The organism is Arsukibacterium sp. MJ3 (assembly GCF_000987765.1).
Classification (GTDB): Bacteria; Pseudomonadota; Gammaproteobacteria; order Enterobacterales; family Alteromonadaceae; genus Alishewanella.
In genome coordinates this window covers 128,487-152,370 of the sequence record NZ_LAHP01000006.1, presented here as the reverse complement: position 1 = coordinate 152,370, position 23,884 = coordinate 128,487, and the positions used below count along the sequence as shown (strand labels likewise).

General features: G+C 47.0%; 17 protein-coding genes. 8 read left to right on the top strand and 9 right to left on the bottom strand.

The window, feature by feature from the left end; genetic code table 11:
* Positions 1-97: 97 nt before the first annotated feature.
* Positions 98-487, bottom strand: a complete 390-nt coding sequence (locus VT06_RS06620; protein ID WP_046553498.1) for a cytochrome c5 family protein — start codon at positions 485-487, stop codon at positions 98-100.
* 604 nt (positions 488-1,091) lie between these two features.
* Here VT06_RS06620 and polA point away from each other — a divergent pair.
* Entirely contained in the window at positions 1,092-3,869 is a 2,778-nt protein-coding gene (polA, locus tag VT06_RS06615; RefSeq protein WP_046553497.1) for a DNA polymerase I, read from the top strand.
* Between the two features lie 414 nt (positions 3,870-4,283).
* Here polA and yihA read toward each other — a convergent pair whose 3' ends face one another.
* The gene (yihA, locus tag VT06_RS06610; protein WP_046553496.1) at positions 4,284-4,892 is read right to left on the bottom strand and encodes a ribosome biogenesis GTP-binding protein YihA/YsxC; all 609 of its coding nucleotides are present in this window, start codon (positions 4,890-4,892) and stop codon (positions 4,284-4,286) included.
* A gap of 181 nt (positions 4,893-5,073) precedes the next feature.
* On the opposite strand from yihA, the gene VT06_RS06605 reads away from it, so the two are divergent.
* From VT06_RS06605 to VT06_RS06595, 3 genes are all read left to right on the top strand, one after another.
* A complete protein-coding gene (locus VT06_RS06605) occupies positions 5,074-5,700 on the top strand; it encodes a cytochrome c (protein WP_046553495.1) in 627 nt (208 codons plus the stop codon).
* Between the two features lie 731 nt (positions 5,701-6,431).
* Entirely contained in the window at positions 6,432-6,992 is a 561-nt protein-coding gene (gene yihI / locus VT06_RS06600) for a Der GTPase-activating protein YihI (RefSeq protein WP_046553494.1), read from the top strand.
* Positions 6,992-7,471 carry a DUF2489 domain-containing protein gene (locus VT06_RS06595; protein ID WP_046553493.1) on the top strand — a complete coding sequence of 160 codons (480 nt, stop codon included), beginning with the start codon at positions 6,992-6,994 and terminating at the stop codon, positions 7,469-7,471. Before yihI ends, VT06_RS06595 begins: the two co-directional genes overlap by 1 nt.
* 39 nt (positions 7,472-7,510) lie before the next feature.
* On the opposite strand, the gene VT06_RS06590 is transcribed toward VT06_RS06595, so the two are convergent.
* Together VT06_RS06590 and VT06_RS06585 are read right to left on the bottom strand one after the other, a co-directional pair.
* A complete protein-coding gene (locus VT06_RS06590) occupies positions 7,511-8,794 on the bottom strand; it encodes an amidohydrolase family protein (RefSeq protein ID WP_046553492.1) in 1,284 nt (427 codons plus the stop codon).
* A gap of 102 nt (positions 8,795-8,896) precedes the next feature.
* Positions 8,897-9,436 (bottom strand): DUF1285 domain-containing protein, encoded by a 540-nt coding sequence (locus tag VT06_RS06585; protein ID WP_046553491.1) that lies wholly within the window; start codon positions 9,434-9,436, stop codon positions 8,897-8,899.
* A gap of 301 nt (positions 9,437-9,737) precedes the next feature.
* Here VT06_RS06585 and VT06_RS06580 point away from each other — a divergent pair, with 301 nt between their 5' ends.
* From VT06_RS06580 to VT06_RS06570, 3 genes are all read left to right on the top strand, one after another.
* Positions 9,738-10,571, top strand: coding sequence for a mechanosensitive ion channel family protein (locus tag VT06_RS06580; RefSeq protein ID WP_046553490.1), 834 nt, complete (start codon positions 9,738-9,740; stop codon positions 10,569-10,571).
* A 2-nt stretch (positions 10,572-10,573) separates the two neighbouring features.
* Positions 10,574-11,326, top strand: a complete 753-nt coding sequence (locus tag VT06_RS06575; RefSeq protein WP_046553489.1) for a YdiY family protein — start codon at positions 10,574-10,576, stop codon at positions 11,324-11,326.
* 145 nt (positions 11,327-11,471) lie between these two features.
* Positions 11,472-13,796: a bifunctional diguanylate cyclase/phosphodiesterase gene (locus tag VT06_RS06570; RefSeq protein ID WP_052750184.1), complete on the top strand. Its 2,325-nt coding sequence runs from the start codon at positions 11,472-11,474 to the stop codon at positions 13,794-13,796.
* Here VT06_RS06570 and sbcC read toward each other — a convergent pair.
* From sbcC to VT06_RS06545, 5 genes are all read right to left on the bottom strand, one after another.
* Positions 13,786-16,815 (bottom strand): exonuclease subunit SbcC, encoded by a 3,030-nt coding sequence (sbcC, locus tag VT06_RS06565; RefSeq protein ID WP_046553487.1) that lies wholly within the window; start codon positions 16,813-16,815, stop codon positions 13,786-13,788. The two genes, VT06_RS06570 and sbcC, sit on opposite strands and share 11 nt — an antisense overlap.
* Positions 16,812-18,053, bottom strand: coding sequence for an exonuclease subunit SbcD (gene sbcD, locus VT06_RS06560; protein ID WP_046553486.1), 1,242 nt, complete (start codon positions 18,051-18,053; stop codon positions 16,812-16,814). Before sbcD ends, sbcC begins: the two co-directional genes overlap by 4 nt.
* 73 nt (positions 18,054-18,126) lie before the next feature.
* Positions 18,127-18,726, bottom strand: coding sequence for a single-stranded DNA-binding protein (gene ssb, locus VT06_RS06555; protein WP_046553485.1), 600 nt, complete (start codon positions 18,724-18,726; stop codon positions 18,127-18,129).
* Positions 18,727-18,744: 18 nt separating this feature from the next.
* Complete coding sequence (locus VT06_RS06550; RefSeq protein ID WP_046553484.1) at positions 18,745-20,109, bottom strand: MFS transporter; 1,365 nt, start codon at positions 20,107-20,109, stop codon at positions 18,745-18,747.
* 72 nt (positions 20,110-20,181) lie between these two features.
* A complete protein-coding gene (locus VT06_RS06545; RefSeq protein ID WP_046553483.1) occupies positions 20,182-21,408 on the bottom strand; it encodes a sugar MFS transporter in 1,227 nt (408 codons plus the stop codon).
* Between the two features lie 160 nt (positions 21,409-21,568).
* Between VT06_RS06545 and VT06_RS06540 the strand changes: the two genes are divergently transcribed.
* The gene (locus tag VT06_RS06540; protein ID WP_046553482.1) at positions 21,569-23,884 is read left to right on the top strand and encodes a glycoside hydrolase family 65 protein; all 2,316 of its coding nucleotides are present in this window, start codon (positions 21,569-21,571) and stop codon (positions 23,882-23,884) included.

Sequence of the window (23,884 nt, the reverse complement as noted above, 5' to 3'; positions counted from 1 at the left end):
GGAAGCGGCTGGCCATTAAACCTGTTTTTAAGTGCCTTTTTTGAAAACAAATAAGCCATGCTAGGCATGGCTTATAATGTTTAAAGCGAGTAATGGCTTATACACCTTCTGTCATAAACCTGATAGCGGCAGCAATATCATCTTCGCTACAGGTACCACAAGTACCCATAGCCGGCATGTTGTTAAAGCCTTCGATTGAATGCTTAAGCATAACATCAAAACCCTGAGCAATTCGCGGCTTCCAACTTTCTTCACCTGGTTTAGGGGCATTTAGCGCTCCCGTACCATGGCAAGCGATACAAGCACCATTATAAACTTGCTCACCAGAACGTGGGCCACTGGCTTGTTCTACAGCAGCAGTTTGCTGACCGGCTATATAAATCTGACCGACGGGTGCAATACGTTCAGCTAACCCTTTGTTGTTAGTACTGGCGGTAGCACCAACGGTAAGCAGTAGCAGGGCCAGCCCAAAAGTTAATTTCTTCATTAAAAGTTTCCCATAGCTAAAGGCAGTATTGATCTGCAGCCATTATAGCCTGCATGCTAACGCAATTAAAAGGCTGCAATAGCAATCACGATTGGTGTTTTTTTGCACAACGTAGGTTTCAAGCTATTTACGTTAAGCGCCAAAAGAAAGATCATTAGTTGCTTACCATACAGACGGGCCGCTATCCCATACCTGCTCTGCTATATGCTTTTAGCTTGTTTATCACTACGTTTTAATAGCTAAATTATTTAAAACAACCACTATGCAACGGCCAACTTTGTGGTAATCTAGTTGACCTACTACGTCATGGAATGACCTGTTCTTCGTTATAATCCAGACCCCGTAGAAAGTTTTCCACAAACTGAATGTTAAATTAAAAACAACAAGGGCATTCGTAATTCCCCTTCGGTTTCATTTCAAATCAAGCAGTTACAGCATACTCTCAACCATCATTTAATCAAATGCGTGGTACTTCAATATTAGTTTTGCACAAAGTTATCCACAGCTTATGCAAAAATAATAGTGTGATTCTGTCAGCAGCAATTCTGGCTGTCAGCCAGCGGCTGTGGCATGCTATATAAAATTTCTGCAGGACAGCACAACCATGGTTTATATCCCGAAAAACCCGCTGATATTAGTGGATGGATCGTCTTATTTGTTTCGCGCATATCACTCGCCACCGCATTTAACCAATTCGCGGGGTGAAGCCACCGGCGCTATCTATGGTGTAGTAAATATGCTGAAAAGTTTATTACGCCAGTATCAGCCCAGCCACATGGCGGTGGTATTTGATGCCAAAGGCCCCACTTTTCGCAACGACATGTACAGCGACTACAAAGCAAATCGCCCGCCAATGCCGGATGATTTGCGCAGTCAAATCGAACCTATTCACCAAATAGTCCGGGCTATGGGTCTGCCATTGTTATGTATCAGTGGCGTTGAAGCTGATGATGTTATTGGAACACTTGCCAGACAAGCCAGTGCTGCCGGCCGCCATACGCTTATCTCAACCGGTGATAAAGATATGGCACAGCTGGTAGACAGCCATGTAACCCTGATAAATACCATGAACAATACTCTGCTCGACCCGGAATCGGTGGTCACTAAATTTGGTGTTGGCCCCGAAGCTATTATCGACTACCTGGCACTTATGGGCGATAAAGTTGATAACATTCCTGGCCTGCCCGGCGTAGGAGAAAAAACCGCTGCAGCCTTGTTACAAGGCTTGGGTTCTATCAGCAATATTTACCTTAACTTGGACAAAATAGCCGGCCTTAATTTTCGAGGGGCTAAAACCATAGCCGCAAAGCTAATCGAGCACCAAAGCCAATTAGCCTTATCCTATCAGCTAGCAACCATTAAAACCGATGTGATGCTAGAGACTAACCTTGAAGATTTAGCTATTCAACCGACAGACCAGCAACAACTGGCCGAGTGTTATCGGCAATGTGAATTTAAACGCTGGCTGGCAGATGTTTTACAAGATACACCGCCAGACAATGAACATGCTGTCGTGTCAGAAACCGCAACAGCACTTATCGAAACCAACTCGGTGGCCGCTATGGTTGACCGTAGCCAATATAAAACGGTATTGAATAAAGCCGACTTTGAACAACTGCTGATAGCCATAGATAAGGCCGAACTCACGGCTTTCGATACTGAAACGACCAGCCTCGATTATATGCAGGCCGAACTGGTAGGCATGTCATTCGCCATCGCACCCGGCCAAGCCTGGTACTTACCGGTGGCACATGACTACGTGGGTGCCCCTGAGCAACTGCAGCGAGACGACGTATTAGCTGCGTTACAACCCTGGTTACAGGATGATGATAAGAAAAAGGTAGGCCAGAACCTAAAATATGATATCAGTGTGCTTGCCCGCTACCAGATTATTTTAGCCGGTGTCTGCTTTGATACCATGCTGGAGTCTTATGTGTTTAATTCAGTCTCTAGCCGGCATGATATGGACAGCCTGGCACTAAAATATCTCGGCCATAATACGATAAGTTTTGAAGATATTGCTGGCAAGGGCGCCAAACAACTTACCTTTAACCAAATTGCCCTGGAGCAAGCGGCACCCTATGCTGCTGAAGATGCCGATGTTACCTTACAACTGCATCTTAAAATTTGGCCGCAATTAGCCGCAGAAGCAGGCCTGTTAAAAGTATTACAACAGATAGAAGTGCCGTTAATCCCTATACTGAGCAAAATTGAACGCCATGGGGTACTCATCGACAGCGCGCTACTGGGCCAGCAGAGTGAACAACTGGCCAAACGTATTGATGAATTGGCCGAACTGGCGTACCAACAAGCTGGCAAGACCTTTAACATGGCGTCACCAAAACAGCTGCAAGAAATTCTGTTTAATCAAATGGGCTTGCCAGTACTGAAAAAAACACCGGGCGGCACCCCCTCAACCGCAGAGGAAGTGTTAGCTGAACTGGCATTGGAATATGAATTCCCAAAATTGATTACTGAACACCGCGGTTTAAGCAAACTCAAATCGACCTATACCGATAAACTGCCTAAAGTAATTAACTCTACAACTGGCAGAGTGCATACCTCGTACCATCAAGCTATAACAGCCACTGGCAGACTTAGCTCAACTGAACCTAACCTGCAAAATATCCCCATTCGCAGTGAAGAGGGCCGACGTATACGCCAGGCGTTTATCGCCCCGCCGGGTAAAAAAATCCTGGCCATCGACTATTCACAAATTGAATTGCGCATAATGGCACATTTATCTGCTGATAAGGCGCTACTCGAGGCTTTTGCCAAAGGGTTAGACGTGCATAAAGCCACTGCAGCTGAAGTGTTCGGGGTAACTGTTAGTGAGGTCAGTAGCGAGCAACGTCGCCAAGCGAAAGCAGTAAACTTTGGTTTAATTTATGGTATGTCCGCCTTTGGCCTGGCAAAGCAGCTGGGCATTAGCCGCGGCGATGCCCAGCATTACGTAAACCGCTATTTCGACCGCTTTCCCGGCGTATTACGTTACATGGAAGATACCCGTAAGCAAGCACATGAGCTGGGTTACGTTGAAACCTTGTTCGGCCGCAGGCTGTATTTGCCTGATATTAATGCCCGGAATATGGGTCGGCAAAAAGGTGCAGAACGAGCCGCCATTAATGCCCCAATGCAAGGCAGCGCTGCCGATATTATTAAAATGGCCATGATCAAAGTAGATAACTGGTTAAATAGCCAGCAATACGGCGATGTAAAAATGATCATGCAAGTACACGATGAACTGGTTTTTGAAGTACCCAGCACGGTTTTAACTACCGTTCAGACAGAACTAGTGGCTATTATGGAATCGGCTGCCAGTTTAAAAGTACCTTTATTAGCCGAAGCAGGCAGTGGTGATAATTGGGATCAAGCCCATTAACTTTTTCAAGCTTTTGGTAATTTAATTACCAAAATTACTGAAAAACAGCGCTCAATGGTTTTTTTGTAGTTTTATTACATAATAAACTTGCATTTATATGCTAACTGGTTAAAATTTGTCGGGTAGGGTACAGAGGTAAGATATTCTATCTTTCAATGCCAGCCAGTATGGCCGGTGTTAGAAAGTAGGCTTATTTAGCCGCCCCGCTGCATGCAGCGGGGCGTTTTTTTATCTAAAATTAGCACTATTTTTAGAGCAAATACTTTAAACTAAATAATTTTGTTGTATAATGGCGCTGTCTTAGTAATAAGACACCCTGTTGATTTGAATTATTAGCTTCTCCCCGATTGCTATAACCGACATCCATTGATGTCGGTTTTTTTATGCTCAATGCCTGGCACTTCAGTAAGTCTGCTACTTGGCACTAAACCAACTATCCAACGTTTGTTCAAACTCGTCCATGCCTAACTTGGTTAGCGAACTAAAAATATGCACGGTAACATCACCCATAAACGCCAACGATGCTTCGCGAACTTCCAATAACGTTTTTTTACGGGCACCAGCTCCGAGTTTATCTGCTTTGGTTAACAAAATAAGTACCGGTAACTTGCTTTGTACCGCCCAATGCACCAACTGCTGATCAAGATCTTTTAGCGGATGACGAATATCCATCAATACCACTAAGCCTTGCAAACTCTTACGTTTCTCAAGATACTCAGACAACGACTTCTGCCATTTTTCTTTAACAGCTAATGGTACTTTGGCAAAACCATAGCCGGGTAAATCGATTAGCCGTTTGTCTTCAGCAAATACAAAAGTATTAATAAGCTGCGTGCGGCCAGGCGTTTTACTAGTTCTGGCTAAACTATTTTGTCGGGTCAACGTATTTAATGCACTAGATTTACCCGCATTTGAGCGGCCGGCAAAGGCAACTTCTATTCCGGTATCTGCCGGTAAAGCTTTAATATCGGGGGCGCTGGTTAAAAAACTAGCTTGTTGATAATTGAATTTTGCTTTGTACACTGCCTGCTCCGGCGGTTAAATTTGGACTATTGTAACGGATCTGTTGGATCGGAAGAAGCTTTTGCAGTACAGATGGGATTTTACTTTGGGCAGTTTCGTGTAAAATGGCATATCGATTTCTTATAAACTCACTTGGTTGCCAGTTTTCTGGCGGTTTAATGCGGACAGAGACGGATATAAAATGAAAAAACTCGTACTTCCACTGACGCTGTTATTCGGTTTAATCGGCTCAGTACAGGCTTTTGACGGTGATGCTGAAGCAGGTAAAGCTAAATCTGCAACCTGCGCAGCGTGCCATGGTGCTGATGGTAACGGTCAGGTAGATATTTACCCAAAAATCGCCGGCCAACATGCACAATATTTGTATAAGCAGCTATTCGAATACAAACTGGGGATGACCAGTGGTGGTAAAGAAGGCCGTAATAATCCAATAATGTACGGTATGGTTGCCACCTTGACTGATCAGGATATGAAAGATCTGGCCGCTTACTTTTCGTCGCAAACCATGACCAGCGGCACAACTCCGGAAGATGTAATAGCTAAAGGCCAAAAGTTATATCGTGGTGGTGATGAAGCTCGTGGTATAGCATCGTGTATTGCTTGCCATGGTCCACGTGGCGTCGGTACTAGTCTGGCTGGTTTTCCAAAAATTTCAGGACAGCATGCGGCATACCTCGAAGCCACACTTAAAGAATTTCGCAGTGGCGCCCGCGCTAACTCGATGAATGGCATGATGGGAGATATTGCCAAAAAACTTACTGACGAAGATATTAAAATATTGTCGCAATATCTGGGTGGATTACACTAATATTAGCACCAGGCAGGGTCTTGTTGGCTCTGCCTGAGCGAGTTTTTTTTAAGAAATATGCTGCAAAATGCCTAAAATTGATCTCCGTTTTAAAAAATATTGAACTTTTTTTGAGATGGCCATTACAATCAAACCTTTGATTTTAATAAACTAAATTCATCAACTTCGTTTGCAATTGCTTTTTTTTTCGACAAAGACTTGTCATCTGCTCAGATTAGAGTAAATTAAAGTCAGTTACGTTTAGTAGCAAATAACAACATGGATTGCGCAAGCGGCAAGGAAGTTAGTAAGTGCCTATATCGGCACAATCTTAGGCATCAGGAAGGTGCACGCGTTGTAAAACGCCCAGGGACGAGTAATAAAGTACCAGGACGGTCGTGAATAATAAAATGTAATAACATGGAAGATAGATAATAATATAGGGAACTTGTATTAACAGGGTTGTTGTAAACGCATCAGGATGATTTAGCGAAATTGAGAGAAGTGTCCACCTAGACACGGTAAATATAGGGCGATAAGGTTATCTTATCGCCCTTTTGTTTTTACAATATTAAACCAGCCAATGTTGGCCTCAGCCCGCCATAAAGGGCGTCACCATTTACACTTTTCGTCAGGAACCATTCCACTGTTAGCTACTCAGACAAAAATGACTACCCGGTTTGTAACGAATGATGTGGCGATCCTGCATAAAACTGGTTAAAATGCGTGCCCTTTTTTACAGGTAATCAATTATGACGCGTCAAAAGAAAAGCCGTAATGCCGGCAACAATGGCCAGCGCCATTTACCAGCCGCAGAGGCGCGCAAAATGCGCCCGCCAAAAGAAGAAACCAAGAAAAAGGGCTCGGGCAAAAAATCCGGTAGTCGTAATAGCGTTGTCGAGCAAGATTTAGCGCAACTTGCGGCAAACAGTGGTTCGAAAGACCCAAGAACCGGTAGTAAAAAACCCATTGCCCTGATCGCTGAACCGATAAAAACGCAGCCAAACAAGCCTGATTTACAACCGAAAGCACGCTTAATAAAAGCGACTGCACCAAGCTTGAGTGCCACCGATGAACTTACACTGATTGAAAATGATATCTTGTTGCAACAATTGCTGGAGCGGATAGAAAATAATGAAACGCTAACCGGCAAAGATGCTAAGTATTTTAATGCCAAAACAGCCCGGCTTGAGCAGCTAATGGACCAACTCGGATTGACAAGGCAAGAGCCTGCAGAAGCAGATGATAACGATCCATTAGCGCAATTTGAGCGTACTGATTGGCGTAAGTCTATTTTAGGTGATGAGGATTAATGCAAATACCCTGGTTATTAACACTACTGGTTTTAGCGGCACTGACTATTGCAGGACTGGCATTTTATGCTGGGAAGTTGTTGTGGTTACTGCGTCAGCAAAAACAGCAACACGCTCAACAGTCATCAAAAGAACAACAACAGCAACTTAAAAACACGCTGTATGTTGAACAAAGCATTTTTACTATTTGCAAAGCTGTTGATGCCGGACAATGTGAATTGTCCGAAGGTGCGCTGCGGGTATGGGTGTTACTAAACCGATTACCAGAGCAGCAGCAAGGGCCACTTGCCGAAGATTATCCGGGTATTTTTCAGATGTACCAGACGGTTAAAGATATTCCTACCCATCAGGCACGTAAGCAGCAAGATAAACAGACTATTTCGCAACAAGATAAGCTGCGGTTACAAGCCGAATTGGCTTTGAAACCGCAGATCCTGGACGATACCACTAAATTGCTACAGCGTTTTAAACCGGCTTAAGCCAGTTTAAAACGCACGGTAGCGTTAGCTGATATTTTATTATTGTTTATAGACAGTGCCAGCTTTCATCACAAAACTAACCTGACCCATTAATTCAATATTTTGCAGTGGATCGCCAGGTACAGCAATAATATCGGCGGTTTTACCAGCTTTAATGCTACCAAGTTCGGTCTCTGCCCCCAATAAGCGGGCACCTTCAATCGTTGCTGATTGAATTGCCGCCATCATTGGCATGCCCGCCTCTGTCATATAAATAAATTCACGCCAGTTGTCGCCGTGCGGAAACACGCCGGCATCGGTACCAAAGGCTATTTTTACTCCGGCTTTATAAGCTCTGCCAAAGGTTTGCTGAATGAGTTTACCAATATTAGCTGCCTTCGGCCGCACCAGCTCAGGAAAAAAACCGTTAATAGCGGCTTTTTCAGCAGCCCATTTACCGGCACTTATGGTGGCAACATAATACGTCCCGTGCTTGCGCATTAAAGCAAAGGTCTCATTATCCATAAAGGTGCCATGCTCTATCGAATCTACTCCGGCTTTAATCGCCCGCTCCATCCCCTCTTTACCATGCGCATGCACGGCCACTTTCATATCATAATCTTTAGCGGTTGCCACCACAGCAGCAAACTCTTCATCAGTAAACTGCGGGTTAGTACCACTTTTTGCTACGCTCAATACGCCACCGGTGCCCGTTAGCTTAATTAAATCAGACCCTTCTTTATAACGTTGCCGCACGGCTTTGCGTGCTTCATCAGCACCGTTAATAACACCGTCTTTCGGACCCGGGTCACCCATTTGCCCAAAAGCAATGCCGTTAGTAGGATCGGCATGACCACCAGTAGTGGCAATAGATTTACCGGCTGCATAAATTCTGGGTCCTTTGATATAACCCTGCGCAATCGCTTTACGTAAGGCCACACTAATTTGATAGTTGTCACCCAGCTCGCGCACTGTAGTAAAGCCGGCCATTAAGGTTTTTTCTGCAAATACTGCACCGCGTAAAGCAAAGTCAGCTTCGTTAAGGCGTTGCCCTTCGCTATATACCGTTGGGCTAAATTGTGTATAAAAATGGGTATGCATATCCATCAAGCCGGGTAGCACCGTATGCTGCGCCAGGTTAATCAGCGTATCATCACTACCTGGCTGTCGAAAACCTGCTTCAATAGCAGTAATTTTATCACCGTCAATAATGATGGTCTGTTCAGTTAATACTTTTCCGTCTTCAACACTGAGTAACTTACCGGCATGAATTAGCGTTGCGGCACTAACCATCATGCTGCTAAAACTGAGACCAACGGCAACTGCTAATAATGCTTTATGCATAGTTTGTGTCCTTTTTTATTGAAACTACAATGTGCACCCGCCAGCTGCTTATGCGCAACTGTGCTGCGGCACAGCCCTTTATTTCTCAGATGAACAGCGATATCAGCTTAAAATACCCAGGCTAAACGGATAACCAGCACTTTTAAGCTGAAAATGGCGGGCACCATCACAATAAACGTCTGCAGCCTGTTCAATTAACTGGTAATAGGTATTTCGATTTAAGCGGGCAGACAAACCGCGCCATAATTGCAAGTATGGTAGTTGTTGTTGTTCAAACGTTTGCAGACGTAGTGGATACTGCGGGGTCACACTCACTGCATCACCAATATTGGTGGTTAGCGTTAACAAAGGCCCATTTTCGGTATCTTGCCACTGGCTGGCCACTACCAAAAAAGGCGCATCTTCAACCTGGATCCGCACTTTCTCTACCGGGGTTTGCAAATAATATTGTTGTTGCTGACATATTAATACTGAAGCAAATAAACGCACCATAGGCTTACGGCGGATCTCACTACCCTGATAAAGCCAACGACCATCGGCGGTAATCAATAATGGTAAATCACCACAGAACGTCGGCTGCCAGCTTTCCACCGGTGCCAGATCAGGACACTGTAATTGCTGCTGTAATGAGGTTAGATCCATGTTATATCTGCTTTCTGGTTACAATAGCCCTAACCATAGAGGGCTGTAACACAAGGGTCAAGCAAACAACGTAATGCCATAACTACTGCAAGAAAGCATAGAATTGATAATTCACCAAATGTCGTCATTCAGCACACAAACTAAACTCAGCATTTTTAATGACAATTAATTGCTTAATTTACCGTTGCCACCCATTTTTTAGTTTTTACTCTCTGCTGGCGTAACATCATCGGCTTAAGATTGATAAACTTGTCGCGTCGATAAAACAATGTAATCTTAAATATTTACTTAGGAGTGAGTAATGGATGAAATAACCACTTTGTATCAGGAAAACCATGAACTATTGCTGGGTTTAGTTCTACAGTTGGTTGCCGCTATCATTATTTTTTATGTTGGCCGGTTGGTAGCTAAAGGGCTGTCACGGCTGTTAGAAAAAGGCTTATTGTCACGTTCGGTAGACAAAGCAGTCGTAGCGTTTTTGGTCAGTATCGTTTACGCCGTAGTGCTTATTGCGACTATCTTGATGGCATTGTCACAGATTGGAGTACAAACTACCTCGTTTATTGCCATTCTCGGTGCTGCAGGTTTGGCTGTTGGCTTGGCACTGCAAGGTTCGCTGGCAAATTTCGCTTCGGGTATTTTAATTATACTGTTCAGGCCTTTTAAAGCCGGAGACTTTATTGACGGTGGCGGTGTTTCAGGTACTGTAGAAAAAATCGACATTTTCCAAACCCAAATGAAAACCCCTGATAATAAGCGGGTTATCGTGCCCAATGCGCAAATTACTGGCGGGCCTATTACTAACTATTCAGCAGAACCTATTCGTCGGGTCGATCTGGTTATTGGTATCAGCTACGATGCTGATTTATTACTGGCAAAAAAATTGTTGCATGACATGCTGCTAAATGACCCGCGAGTACTAACCGAGCCAGCCTTTAGTGTCAATGTTGGGGCATTGGCAGACTCTTCAGTTAACATGAATGTGCGGCCCTGGGTTAACTCGGCTGATTACTGGGGCGTTTACTGGGATATGCTGGAAAGAGTGAAATTGACTTTTGATGAGCATGGCATTGGTATTCCGTTCCCACAAATGGACGTGCACTTTTACAAAGATAAAATAGATACCAAGGAGTAAACATGAATCGATTCGCATTATCGATGTTGAGCTGTCTGCTGGCCAGTGGTGCTATCAGTGCTCAGCAAGCCGACACTGACGATGGAGAGGTATGGCAAACTTCTGCAGAATTAGGTGCTATTAGCACCTCAGGCAATACTGCCGGCACGTCAATTACCGGTAAAATTGACGCCAGGCAGGAGCTCGACGCCTGGAACAATCAGTATATTTTCAGTGCTTTTTTTAAAGAAGATGAAAAAACGGATGAGGATGGCAACACCGTTAATGAGCGCTCGGCAGAGCGTTATCTTATTTCTGCTAAAGGCGCTTACAAACTGAATACTGAGTTTGATAATTTGTTTATGATTGGTTCGCATACCAATGACAAATTTGGTGCTTTTGAAAAGTATAATACGCTGGCGGTAGGTTACGGTACCCGCTTATATCAAGCAGAAACTCAACATCTGGACGTTGAGATTGGTCCGGGTTATTTTTTTGGTACCCGGGCTACCGGTGAAACCGAAAACGGGCTAATTATCCGAGGTGCAGCGGCCTACAGCTGGCAAATAAGTGAATCAGCAGCCTTTAGCCAAACTCTGAGTGTCGAATATGGTGATGATAATACCCGCTCTATTGCCGAGACCGCAGTAACCGCTAAGATTAACGGTGCCATGCAAATGAAAGCGGCTTTTTTGGTACAAAATGACTCTGACGTTCAGCCAGATAAAAAGAACACTGATACCCAAACCTCGCTCACTTTAGTTTATTCTTTTTAACCACCATTGCCGCCTTAGCTGAATACTTCAGCTAAGGCATTATTCTTTAATAAGATTGTTGCATAAATTGTTTGGATAATTTTCATTTTAAACTATGATTTATTATTGGACAGCTTAATAACGACTATTTGTATCAGAGATGTAAATGATGAAAAAAAGCAGCCACGCCAGAATGCTACGTCTATACCCGGTAATCGGTGTTTTGGTGTATCTTCTGCTTGGTATGCTCTGGATTGTGTTCAGTGACAGCTTACTAGCTATGCTGGTTACCGATAACGCGCAACTAAGCCACTACCAAACCTATAAAGGCATAGCCTATGTTGGGCTAACCGGGCTGCTCGCCTGGCTGCTTTTACGCCATCACCAAGGCCTAACCGCCACCTTGCAGGCAAGCGAGCAAGCACTTAGTCAAACCTTTGATCATGCTGCTGCCGGTATTGCCCATGTTGATAACAATGGCCACTTTTTGCGGGTTAACCGGCAATTTTCAGCAATGCTTGGCTATAGCAGTACTGAAATGCAAAACATGTCATTTCAGCAAGTAACCCATCCGGCAGATTTAGAACAAGAACAACAGCAATTTGCCCAGCTAGTACAAGGCATAACCACCAGTTATAGTGTAGAGAAACGATATTTTAATAAAACCGGCACTATTATCTGGGTAAAGCTAGCAGTGGCTAAAGCACCTGATACCCGTGGTGTTACACCTTATTACATATCAGTAGTACAGGATATTTCTGCCCAAAAATTGGTTGAGCAGCAATTACTTGAGAGTGAGTTACTATCCAGGACCTTACTTGACAATGCACCACAAATTTCAATTCAAGGCTACGATGAGCATGGCATTACCCAATACTGGAATAAAGCCAGCGAGTATATTTATGGTTATACCAAAGAAGAAGTGATTGGCCGTAGCCTGCTTGATTTAATTATTCCGGAACAGGCTTGTGATGAAGTGCGCCAGGCCATGGCTTATATGGCCGAACATGCCGAGCCAATTCCAGCCAATGAGCTTACCTTAAAGCGCAAAGATGGATCGCTGGTCTCGGTGTTCTCCAGCCATGCCGTAGTAAAATTACCGGATAAACCGGCAAAAATTTTCTGTATTGATATCGATTTAACCGAACGTAAACGCCAAGCTGCCGAACTGGCCTTTTTAGCCGAGTTCGACCCGTTAACCCAACTACCTAATCGGCAGAATTTTAGCATCAGGCTTAGTAATGCGGTTAAGTTAGCCAAACGAAACCAACACTTTTTGGCAGTAATGATCCTCGATTTAGACCACTTTAAAGATATTAACGACAGCTATGGCCATCAAACCGGTGACAGCTTGCTGCTGCAAGTTACGGAACGGTTAAACCAGAGTTGCCGCGAAACAGATACGCTGGCCCGGCTGGGTGGTGACGAATTTGTTTTTCTGATAGAACAATTAGCCGAGCCAGAAGATGCTGCCAGGGTGGCTGAAAAAATATTACAGCAACTACTCAGCCCCTTTACATTGGGCCAGCAGACAGATGTTAATGTTGCCGCCTCAGTGGGTATTTGTATCTATCCCATTCATGCTGACAGCGCTGATGCGCTACTGCAAGGCGCAGATGCAGCGCTATACCGGGCTAAAGCCGATGGCCGCAACACTTACAGCTTTTATTCTGACAGCCTTACCCAGCAAGCCCGGCAACGGCTGGTGCTGGAGCAGCGGCTGCGCAATGCGCTGAAAAATAACCACTTGTGCTGTTATTATCAACCCCAATTAGATATTGCCAGTGGCCTGATCATTGGCGCAGAAGTGTTAATACGCTGGATCGATCCCACGGATGGCATGATTGGCCCTGATAAGTTTATCCCATTGGCAGAAACCAGTGGCTTAATTCACCCTATTGGCCAATTTGTATTGCAGCAGGCCTGCCGCCAGGGACAGGCCTGGAAGCTGGCCGGCCTGGCCAATATCAACTTAGCCATTAATGTCTCGCCACAACAATTTAATAAGGGTGATTTACAACAAAAAGTGACAACTATTCTGCAGGAAACCGGCTTTGACCCGGCCTGCCTGGAGCTGGAAGTTACTGAAAATGCGCTAATGGGCGACGAAGAGGATGTGATCAAAACCATGACCGCCCTGCGTGCATTGGGTATTAAGTTGGCCATCGATGACTTTGGTACCGGTTATTCTTCCTTAGCCTATTTAAAACGCTTACCGCTGGATATCTTAAAAATAGATAAGCGCTTTATTGAAAATTTACCGGCAGCAGAAGATGACCAAAGCATCGCTAAAGCGATAATAGATCTGGCGCATAACCTGCGGTTTAAAGTATTGGCTGAAGGGGTAGAAACCGCTGAGCAGCTGGCTTTTTTGCGGCAGCAACATTGCGACTATTATCAGGGTTATTATTTTAGCAAGCCGGTGCCGGCGGAGCAGTTTGCGGTATTACTGCAGCAACAACGTAACGCCCAACAGGCCGCTACTGACTAATACGGATCTGGCTGTAACCCAGCCCTTGCTGTTTTTCCAGACGAATTTGCACGGGCACCCGCTGTTTTAATGCCTCAACATGACTGATAATCCCAATCATTTTACCGCTGGCATTTAACTGGTCTAATGCTGCCAGCGCGCTTTCCAGCGTATCGGCATCCAGGGTACCAAAGCCCTCATCCAGAAATAATGAATCAATACTGGTTTTGCTGCTGACTAAATCAGATAACGCCAGCGCCAGTGCCAGACTCACCAAAAAGCTCTCGCCGCCGGATAATGTTTTAGTGTCACGGGCCGCGTCAGCCTGCCAAGTATCTAATACTTGCAGCTCTAATTCAGCCGTAGGATGGCGCGCCAGCTGATAACGATTATGCAGTAACTGTAACTGCTGATTAGCCAGCTGCACCAATTGCTGCAAGGTAAGGCCTTGCGCAAAACGGCGGTATTTAGCGCCATCGGCAGAGCCTATCAAGCTGTTTAATCTTTGCCACAATGCCAGCTGTTGCTCTGCTGTAGCAATTTCTGCCAGTACGCTTTGCAGCACCTTTTTGCGCTGCTGATCGCTGCTAAGCTGATGCTGTAACTGGCCCTGCTGCTCGTTAAGTTGCTGTATCTGTTGTTCCTGCTGCTGTAGCTGCGCTGACAATTGTTGCTGCGTTAACGTGGTAAGCTGCTGTTGTGCCAGCTCATTGAAACGCTGCTGCCGATCTGCTAGCAGGCGGTTGATGGCAACCTCAGCTTGTTGCAGTTGCTGCTGTAGTGCTGTTAGTTCGCTTAACTCGTTATCACTGAGCAACGCCGCCAGAAAGACCTCTTCATCTTTAACATCACTGGCGGTCAGGGCCTGCTGCCATTGCTGCGTAACCTGCTGCAACACGGACACTATCTGTTCACACTGGCGCTGTAGCACCTGTTGCTGGCCCTGCCAGTGCTGTAATTGCTGTTGTAATTGCTGTAACTGCTGTTTCAGTACTGCCAGATCAGCGGTCGCACGCTGTACCTGCGGTGGCTCATGTTGCAAAGCCTGCCATTGTTGCTGCCACTGTGCCAACTCAGTGTCCCGGGCAACTAGCTGCTCCTCTTCGCGTTGTAGCTGCTGCGCCAGCATGGCTTGTTGATGTGCCCATTCAGTCTGCTGACGTTCCGACTGCTGTAGCGTTGTTGTTAGTTGCTGCAATTGCTGTTGCTGCTGCTCAAATTGGTTTAGCTGTTGCCCGGTTGCCGCCAGTTGCCGTTGTAGGTGCTCGGCATGCTCGTTAAGCGTCTTAGCAAGTTTAGCGCTGTCTGCTTGCTCTGCTATATTAACTACGCTGGGCAATAACGGTTGTAGCTGGTTTTGTAGCTCGTCCAACTCGGTTTGTTGCTGCGCAGCCTGACGTTGCAACTGCGCTGTTTCAGTTGTTAGCCCGGCCTGACGGGTGCGGGCGGCTTCACCAGCAGTTTGCACGTTATTAAACTCAGCTTCTTTCTCAACCAGTTGTTTAGCAGTGGCCGAGCCGTCCAGTTGTTGATACTCGCTAACGGCCGGGTGTCCGGTGCTGCCACACAACGGACAAGGCTCCCCTGGTTGTAAATTGGCCCGGTGTTCAGACAATTGCATAATCAGTTGTTGTTGCGCTAATAACTGTTTTTTATCTGCTATCTGCTCATTCAGATGTTTAAAGCGTTGGCGCAGGCTGGTAAGTTCATCAGCCAGTGGAGCCAGTTGTTGTTGTTTGTCAGAGTGTAGCTGCTGCAATTCTGCCAGTTGCTGTTGCCGTTTTTGCCGTTGGGCCAGTAGCCGTTCAGCCTGTTGCAGCTGATGCAACCGGTCACGCTGCTGTTGTTGTTGCTGGCGCAGACTGGCAGCATCACCACCCTGCGTTAACGCTGCCAGTTGCTGTTGCAACTGAGCATGCTCTGAAACTTGCTGTTGCAGGGTTGCTGCCAGCTGGCGTTGCTGTTGCTGTAATTGTTGTTGCTGCTGATTAAGCTTTTGCTGGTGCTGCCGAGCCCGCTGCTGTTCTGCCACAAAATACTGCCAGCCCTGCCATAACAGATTGGCCTGGTTGGTTTGGCCGGTCTGAATATTACTCTGCAGTTGCTGCTGTTCAGCCTGTAACTGTTGCTGCTGTTGTTGTGCCTGTTGCAGTGCCTGGTACAATGGCGCCAGCTTGCTGGCTGGCTGATGACGTTGCAAACGGGCTAATGCTGGCTGTTGCCGGGCATGTTCAGCAATAAGTTCAGCCATTTCAGCTTTGGCTTGCTGTAGTGCTTGTTCCGCGTCAGCCAATTGCTGACGCCATTGCAACAGCTGACGCTGCTTGCTAACACCTTGCTGCTGTTGATTTAAGTGGGTTTTTAACGCTGCCAACTCAGCCGTTAAATGCTGTTGTTGTTCGGGCGAAAGTAACTCAGTGGCAGACGCCTTGGCCTGCAGCAGCTCCAGCGCGGCTTTATGCTCGCGGGCATCACTAAACACCTGCTCGGAAATCCGGCCATAAACATCGGTGCCGGTCAGCTCTTCCAGCAATTCTGCCCGTTCATTGGCGTCGGCATTTAAAAAGGCCGCAAAACTGCCTTGTGCCAGTAACATTGACTTAGTAAAGCGGCCAAAATCCAGCCCGGTCAGTTCGGTAACCAGTTTTAGTTTTTCGTTGGTTTTTTCTGCCAAAATAGTGCCATCTAACCTGGCAAGCTCTACTTTCGCCGCCTGTAAATTGCCATCGGCCTGGCCACGGGCACGGCGCTGGCTCCAAAATGCCCGATAACTCTGGCCGGCCACCTCAAACTCTACTTCTGCTAAACACTCGCTGCTGTGGCGGCTCATTAGCTCATTACTGGTTGGCGAGGTTTTAAGACGTGGCGTTTGGTGGTACAGCGCCAGGCAAATGGCATCCAAAATGGTGGTTTTGCCGGCACCGGTTGGGCCAACAATGGCAAATAAACTGGTACTGTCAAACGGTGGCAGCCGAAAATCGATCAGCCATTCGCCGCGTAAAGCGTTAAGGTTTTGCAGCCGTACCGACAGTATCTTCATTTTACTGTGGCCTGCGGCGCGGCTTCACGCTGCTGTACTTTGGCCAATACTTGTTGATGCAATTCGGTTAGCTGCTGTTGTTGCTCTGCGGTTATCACTTCATCGGCCAGCCGCGCTTGCCATACTTCAGCTGGTGCCAGTTCTGCCAGGCTGGTTTGTTTAAACTGCTGCAAACTGGCACCGGCGTTGCTGCGCTCACGCCGCAGTCGTAATAGCGTTACCGGCAACCCTGCCAATATCTGCTCTACTCTGGGCTGTAAATCGGTTAAATAGCCATCGCTACTGTTTATCACCACTTCTAACCATAAGGTTACACCGCTATCCAAGCTGTCGAGCACCGGCTTTAGCCGTGCAGGCAAACTGCTTAAATCGGTTTTAATACTGACTAATGGCTGAAAACAGGGAATGGCGATACTACTCACGGTTTTTTGCTTACCGTCAAATTCAAGTAGCCACAGTTGCTTTTGCTGACGGGCCTCATCAAAACTTAGCGCTATAGGCGAGCCACTGTAACGAATGTCAGTACTACTATTCAGTTGCTGCGCCTGATGAATATGCCCCAGCGCGATATAGTCTGCGGCTGGAAAAGCACTCGCCGAAAAAGCTTCCAGTGTGCCGATATAAATGTCTCGCACCGATTCAGACTGGCTTACGCCAACAGTGGTTAAATGGCCGGTCATGACGATGGGTAAATTCAACTGATGTTGCTGGTTATACTGCAGTGCCAAGGCATATAACTGCTGATAATGACTGGCAATGGCTTGTTGCAAGTCTAGCTGCTTTTGCTGACCACTTTGCCCGGCCTGGCTTTGCAGTAAATCACGCGAGCGTAAAAATGGTACCGCTGCCAGCAAACAGGCCGGCGCCTGCTTATTATTATGCAATACTACCAATTGGCCAGCTAATTCGGCGGATATAGCCGGAATAACCGACGTATTCAGCCTGGCCAGCAACTGTTTGCTTTCAGCCAGCACGGCGGGCGAATCGTGATTACCACCTAACATCACCAACTGGCAACCGCTTGGTTGTAAATCGACAATAAACTGGTTGTATAACTCGCGGGCATAACTAGGAGGAGTGGCGGTATCAAAAATATCACCGGCGACAATTATAGCATCGATGGCTTGCTCGGTTACCTGCAGTACCAGCCAGCGTAAGAACGCCGCATGTTCAGTCTCACGGCTTTTACCAATAAAATGCTGGCCTAAATGCCAGTCGGAACTATGAATAATTCGCAAATTAACACCACCCGCAGCACGATATTAAAAAGCCTGATTAATCAGGCTTTTTGGTCTTGATAAACTGTGAACTCTAAAAAGGGATATCGTCATCAAAGTCGATAGGCGGTTCCATTGGCGGCCGCTGTTGTTGCTGCGCCGGTTGCTGGCTGCCTTGTTGCGCCGGCTTTTGATAACCACCTTGTTGCGGTGCTGACTGAGATGGCGCCTGCTGGTAACCCCCCTGTTGCGGTTGCTGATAACCACCTTGTTGTGCCGGCTGTTGCTGTGGCGCACGTTGTTGGTAGCCACCTTGCTGACCACCGCCCATGCCACCGCCTTGTTGCTGGCCATCACCGCGGCCGTCAAGCATTTGCAGCTCGCTGGCCACAATTTCAGTGGTGTAGCGCTCAACGCCGTCTTTGTCGGTCCACTTACGGGTTTTTAGCTTACCTTCAATATATACCTTACTACCCTTGCGCAGGTATTCACCGGCAATTTCGGCCAGGCGCTGATAAATAACAACCTTGTGCCATTCGGTTTGTTCTTTTTTCTCGTTACTGGCTTTATCGGTCCAGCTTTCTGAAGTAGCCAGCGTCATATTAGCCACGGCACCACCCTGCGGCATATAGCGCACTTCCGGGTCTGCCCCCAGATTGCCGATTAAGATAACTTTATTAACTCCACGCGCCATACGATTTCTCCTGAAAAATTAAGGTTGGGTTGTGCCAACCAATGACCGGGCCTGCGCCAGGTCAAACTGTTGCGGACTGACTTTTAAGTAACAACGCTGTTCAGTCAATAAAATAGTGACTTCCTGCACGCCGCCAAGTGCCGCCAATTGGCTGGCCAGTAAACTGGCATCGTGCTCTGAGTGTAACTGCACCGCCAGCGACACCCGCTGGGCCCGTGCAGGCACCAACATGGTTTGAGCAATAAGCAGCCATAATAAACCAATAGCGGCCAAAACGGCAAACACCATTGCATAACCAAATTGTCCGGCTACTACACCACCAATCACACCACCGGCAAAAGCACCAAAGAACTGGCTACTAGAATAAATACCCATTGCGCTTCCGCGTTGGCCGGCCGGCGCTACCCGCGAGACCATTGCCGGCAAACTGGCTTCTAAAAAATTAAAACCGGTAAAAAATAAAAACAAGGCTGCCACTAACCACCACAAATCAGTAGCCAGAAAAGCCAGCAGCATGGCGATAATCAACAAGCAAATCGCCACTAAAAAATAGCCTTTTTCCTGCTGCTTGCGCATGGCGATGATCATCATCGGCACCATCAGCATAAACGAGGCCAGCAGCACCGGTAAATAAACCTGCCAATGCTGATCGGCAGCCAATTGATATTGGCTTAGTAATACCGGTAAGGCAACAAACATGGCGGTTAGCATTAAGTGCAGCATTAGCACACCAATATCCAGTTGTAATAACTGGCGATGCTTAAGCATGCTAAGCAAAGTAGCCGGAATGGCCAGCGTTTCAGCGGCCGGCGCTTTATTAACACTTTTAGGCACTAAAAAGGCAACAATTAACATGGCACAACAGGCCAGCACCGCAGTAAACCAGAATACCCCGCTTAAGCCGGCCCACTTGGCAATAAGGGGCCCGGCAACCAGCGCCAGCGCAAAAGACAAACCAATACTGGCGCCAATAATGGCCATTACTTTCGGCCGTTGCTCGTCACGGGTTAAATCGGCAGCCAGCGCCAGCACCGCACCGGCAATAGCGCCGGCACCTTGTAAAATACGGCCGAAGGTAACCAGGTAAACCGACTCAGCCAAAGCTGCAACCACCGAACCTAGCGCAAATAACGCCAGGCCAAGCAGCATGACTTTATGCCGGCCAATGCGATCAGATAACCAGCCAAATGGAATTTGCAAAATAGCCTGCGTCAGGCCATAAGCGCCAATAGCCAAACCAATCCATAGCGGTGAGTAGCCAATAAGCTCAGTACCATACAGCGCAAATACCGGCAGCAGCATAAACAAGCCCAGCATCCGGGTAGAGAATACCAGGGCCAGAGCCAGAGCAGCCCGTCTTTCAATAGTGTTTAGTTGATCCATTAATTTTGACTGGCAGCCGAAATAAGCACGCTAGTTTAGCACAAAACTACTGCGCTTTAAGTGGATTGTTAATTAGCCCGCAATTTGCTTACTTTGCTGGCGCAGCAAACCTACCGACAACAGTAAAAGGCTTAACGGCAGTAACGATAAATAAAACGCCGTTTGGCCATTAAAGTTAGCAAAGGTATAGCCGGTAACAATAGAACCGGTTGTACCGCCCAGCGCAGAAAACACCACAATTAAGCCGGTCATGGCGGCATGTTGTACTTTCGGCAGGGCGCTTAAAATAACCGAATTAATAACCGGGTAAATAGGGGCCATAAACAAACCAATTAAAGGAAATAAATACGCTGCCAGCGGCGCGCTGAATAAACTTACGTCAGCAGCTACCTGAACATTATGGGTTAGCGGCAAGGTCAGCAAAATTAAGGCGGCCATACAGACCAGACAAATATTTAGCAACCAGTACCAACTTAAATGTCTGAGGACAAAACCGGCCGCCAGCCGGCCCAGTGCCAGACTAGCGGCAAAGATACTAGTTAATTGCACACTTAGCTGGTTCGGCAAGCTAAGCACTTCGTTATTAAAAGTAGGAAGCCAACTGCCAATACCTTGCTCAATTAATACATATAAAAACGCTGACAAAACAAACACAAATACTAATGGCCGGTATACCAGCTTAATCATCGCCAAAAAGTCATCCGTAGCACGGCTTATTTTTGGCAGCTCAAGCGAAGGAAAGCGGGTAGTAAGTAACAGCAGCAGGTTTAGTGCCGACAAACCAGCCAACCACCAGTATACCTGCAGCCAGTCAGCAGACTGTGGCGCGGTCGGATCCATAAAGGCTGCAAATACCCAGTAGCCACTCAGCACCCCTAGCATAAAAAAACCTTCAATAAAATTCAGCAGCGAGGCGTGCTCAGCATTGGTGCGGGTAACAACGCCAATGCTGGCATAAACTGATACCTTAACTAAGGCAAAACTAGCGCCTACCGTTAAAAACAGCAGCTTGGTGGTTAAAAATGCCGGTAGCAAGGGCATTGCCAAGCAGGCCAGCGTAACCAGGCTTACCCCAATTAACATGGCATTTTTATAACCCAGGCGCGGCAGCCAGGCAGCAATCAAAAACGACACTATTGCAATTGGAATATCTTTAAAGCCCTCTAATGCACTGGCGGCTTCTTTGGTAATTTGATAAGTGTGAATAACCTGAAGTATCACCGTACCGACACTGTTTAACAGTATTGCAAAGACAAAATAGGTCAGCAGTAACGCCAGTTTTATTCTTAGAGTTGCCATAGGTTTATACTCATTTCGGCCCCAGCCAGGTGACCGTTGTTGGTTTTTTACCCTGTTACAGCCGACTATACAATGTTTTAATTGTCAATTGCAATCGATTGCAAAGATGATTTAAAAGCGTGTATAGTGCTGTTAATGTTGATTGCTTGAAGGAATACTAATGACATTGCATGCAGACTTAACCCGGGCATTAGGCGTAGCCGAATGGCAATTACCCGATAGCGGCTTTACTCCGGAGCTGCATATGTTAAAAGAAACCCTGCTAAGTTTGGGCAATGGCTATATTGGCAGTCGCGGCAGTTTTGATGAGGCCACACCCGCTGACATCACCCATTGTGAAGGGACTTATCTGAATGGGGTGTACAGCAGCGAACCTATAACCTACGGCGAAAGCGCCTACGGTTTCGCCCGCAACAACCATAAAATGCTGCAGGTAGCTAATGGCAAGGTGCTGCAGCTTAGCGTCGACGATGAAGCCGTTACCATTACTGGTGCTACAGAGCATCAGCGCCAGCTGGATTTAAAAACAGGTGTGCTGCATCGCCAGTGGCAGTGGCAAAGCCGCCAGGGCAAACAACTACAGCTGCAAAGCCGCCGCTTTATTTCTCAGGCAAACCCGCATTTGCTGGCGATAGAGCTAAGTGTTACCGCACTTAATTTTAGCGGCGATATTCAGCTCGACAGTTTGCTGGATGCCGGCTACCCCGGTTTTCAGAAAAAAGACGATCCCAGAGTTGGGGTAATGTCGATAGCCGACAGCCTGAGTTTACGACAACAGCACTGCGATGCTAAGCAGGCCACTATGTTGCATCAGGCCCATGGCAGCGAGAGCCGGGTTGCCGCGGCAATGAGCCACCAGTTGCCGGCTAATGCTAAATGGTTAGCTAACCACTGTACCGAACATTGTATTAGTCAGCAGTTTCAGCTTAGCCTGACTAAAGGCGAGCCGTTAGTTCTGCACAAGCTGGTTGTGTATTGTCATAACAATGAGCAAGCAGACGACAGTCAACTGCAGCAGCACATTAATATGCTATTGCAACAAGTCTGCGCTCAGAGCTTTGCCAGCCAGCTAACGGCACACCAACAATACTGGGCCGGGTTCTGGCAGCAGGCTGATGTTAAAATTGGTGGCGACAGTGCACTACAGCAAGGGATCCGCTTTAATCTTTTTAGCCTGGCGCAGGCCGCCGGCCGCAATGGCGTCAGTAATATTGCCGCCAAAGGGCTAAGTGGTCCCGGCTACGATGGCCATTATTTCTGGGATACCGAAATTTATGTGGTGCCGGTGCTTAGCCTGACCCAGCCAGACACTGCCCGTCAGTTACTTACGCACCGTTTCAGCCAGCTAAATGCGGCCCGCCAGCGCGCCCGACAAATGAGTCACCCGCGCGGCGCACTTTACCCGTGGCGCACCATTGGCGGCGAAGAGTGCTCAGCTTATTTTCCTGCCGGTACAGCCCAATACCATATTAATGCCGCCATTGCTTATGCTATTCGCAGCTATTATCTGGCCACTGCCGATAGCCATTTTATCCGCGAAATGGGCGCCGAAATGCTGCTGGAAACTAACCGGCTATGGCTGGATTTAGGCTTTTTTAATCCACGTCAGCAGCAGCGTTTTGAAATTCATCAGGTGACCGGCCCCGATGAATACACGGCTATCGTCAACAACAACTTTTATACTAATGCCATGGTGCAACTGCAGCTGGAATTTAGCCTGCTCATTTTTGCTGACTACCCCGAGCTTGCTGCAAAATTCGAGGTAAGCAACTCTGAGCTGCAAAGCTGGCAGCGTGCAGCAGACAATATGTACCTGCCGTATGATCACGAGCTGGCCATTCAGGCGCAGGACGACAGTTTTTTAAACAAAAAACCATGGGACTTTGCCACTACCCCAGCCGACAAATACCCCTTATTGCTGCATTTTCACCCACTGGTTATTTACCGCCATCAGGTGCTAAAACAAGCCGATACCGTATTGGCCAATGTGCTGTTGGATAACCGGATAAGCCCGGCCCAAAAAACACGCGACCTAGCTTACTATGAACCCCTCACCACGCACGATTCCAGTTTATCGGGCTGTATTCATAGCATTGCCTTTGCTGAAGCGGGTAACACTGAACAGGCACACGCTTTTTTTGGCAACTCGGCCCGGATGGATTTAGACAACTATCATGGCAATACCGGGGTGGGGGTACATATTGCTTGCATGGCCGGTAGCTGGTTATCGCTGGTAATGGGGTTTGCCGGCTTAAGAGTGCGCAAAGATGGCTTGTATTTTCAACCTCGCCTACCGCAAGCGTTGCCCGAGCTGGAATTCCGGTTGTGTTATCAGAACCGGATCCTGCAAGTCAGTTTAAGTGCCGATCAGGCTAGCTATCAGTTGATCTCTGGCAAACCTTTAACGCTTTACCATGCTAACCAAGCTGTGTCATTGGATGTTGGCGCACCAGTAAAGTGTAGCGCAGGAGTGTGA

Coding starts and splice junctions, on each gene's coding strand:
- VT06_RS06620 (WP_046553498.1), bottom strand. CDS start 487: ATGAAGAAATTAACTTTTGGGCTGGCCCTGCTACTGCTTACCGTTGGT.
- polA (WP_046553497.1), top strand. CDS start 1,092: ATGGTTTATATCCCGAAAAACCCGCTGATATTAGTGGATGGATCGTCT.
- VT06_RS06605 (WP_046553495.1), top strand. CDS start 5,074: ATGAAAAAACTCGTACTTCCACTGACGCTGTTATTCGGTTTAATCGGC.
- yihI (WP_046553494.1), top strand. CDS start 6,432: ATGACGCGTCAAAAGAAAAGCCGTAATGCCGGCAACAATGGCCAGCGC.
- VT06_RS06595 (WP_046553493.1), top strand. CDS start 6,992: ATGCAAATACCCTGGTTATTAACACTACTGGTTTTAGCGGCACTGACT.
- VT06_RS06590 (WP_046553492.1), bottom strand. CDS start 8,794: ATGCATAAAGCATTATTAGCAGTTGCCGTTGGTCTCAGTTTTAGCAGC.
- VT06_RS06585 (WP_046553491.1), bottom strand. CDS start 9,436: ATGGATCTAACCTCATTACAGCAGCAATTACAGTGTCCTGATCTGGCA.
- VT06_RS06580 (WP_046553490.1), top strand. CDS start 9,738: ATGGATGAAATAACCACTTTGTATCAGGAAAACCATGAACTATTGCTG.
- VT06_RS06575 (WP_046553489.1), top strand. CDS start 10,574: ATGAATCGATTCGCATTATCGATGTTGAGCTGTCTGCTGGCCAGTGGT.
- VT06_RS06570 (WP_052750184.1), top strand. CDS start 11,472: ATGATGAAAAAAAGCAGCCACGCCAGAATGCTACGTCTATACCCGGTA.
- sbcC (WP_046553487.1), bottom strand. CDS start 16,815: ATGAAGATACTGTCGGTACGGCTGCAAAACCTTAACGCTTTACGCGGC.
- ssb (WP_046553485.1), bottom strand. CDS start 18,726: ATGGCGCGTGGAGTTAATAAAGTTATCTTAATCGGCAATCTGGGGGCA.
- VT06_RS06550 (WP_046553484.1), bottom strand. CDS start 20,109: ATGGATCAACTAAACACTATTGAAAGACGGGCTGCTCTGGCTCTGGCC.
- VT06_RS06545 (WP_046553483.1), bottom strand. CDS start 21,408: ATGGCAACTCTAAGAATAAAACTGGCGTTACTGCTGACCTATTTTGTC.
- VT06_RS06540 (WP_046553482.1), top strand. CDS start 21,569: ATGACATTGCATGCAGACTTAACCCGGGCATTAGGCGTAGCCGAATGG.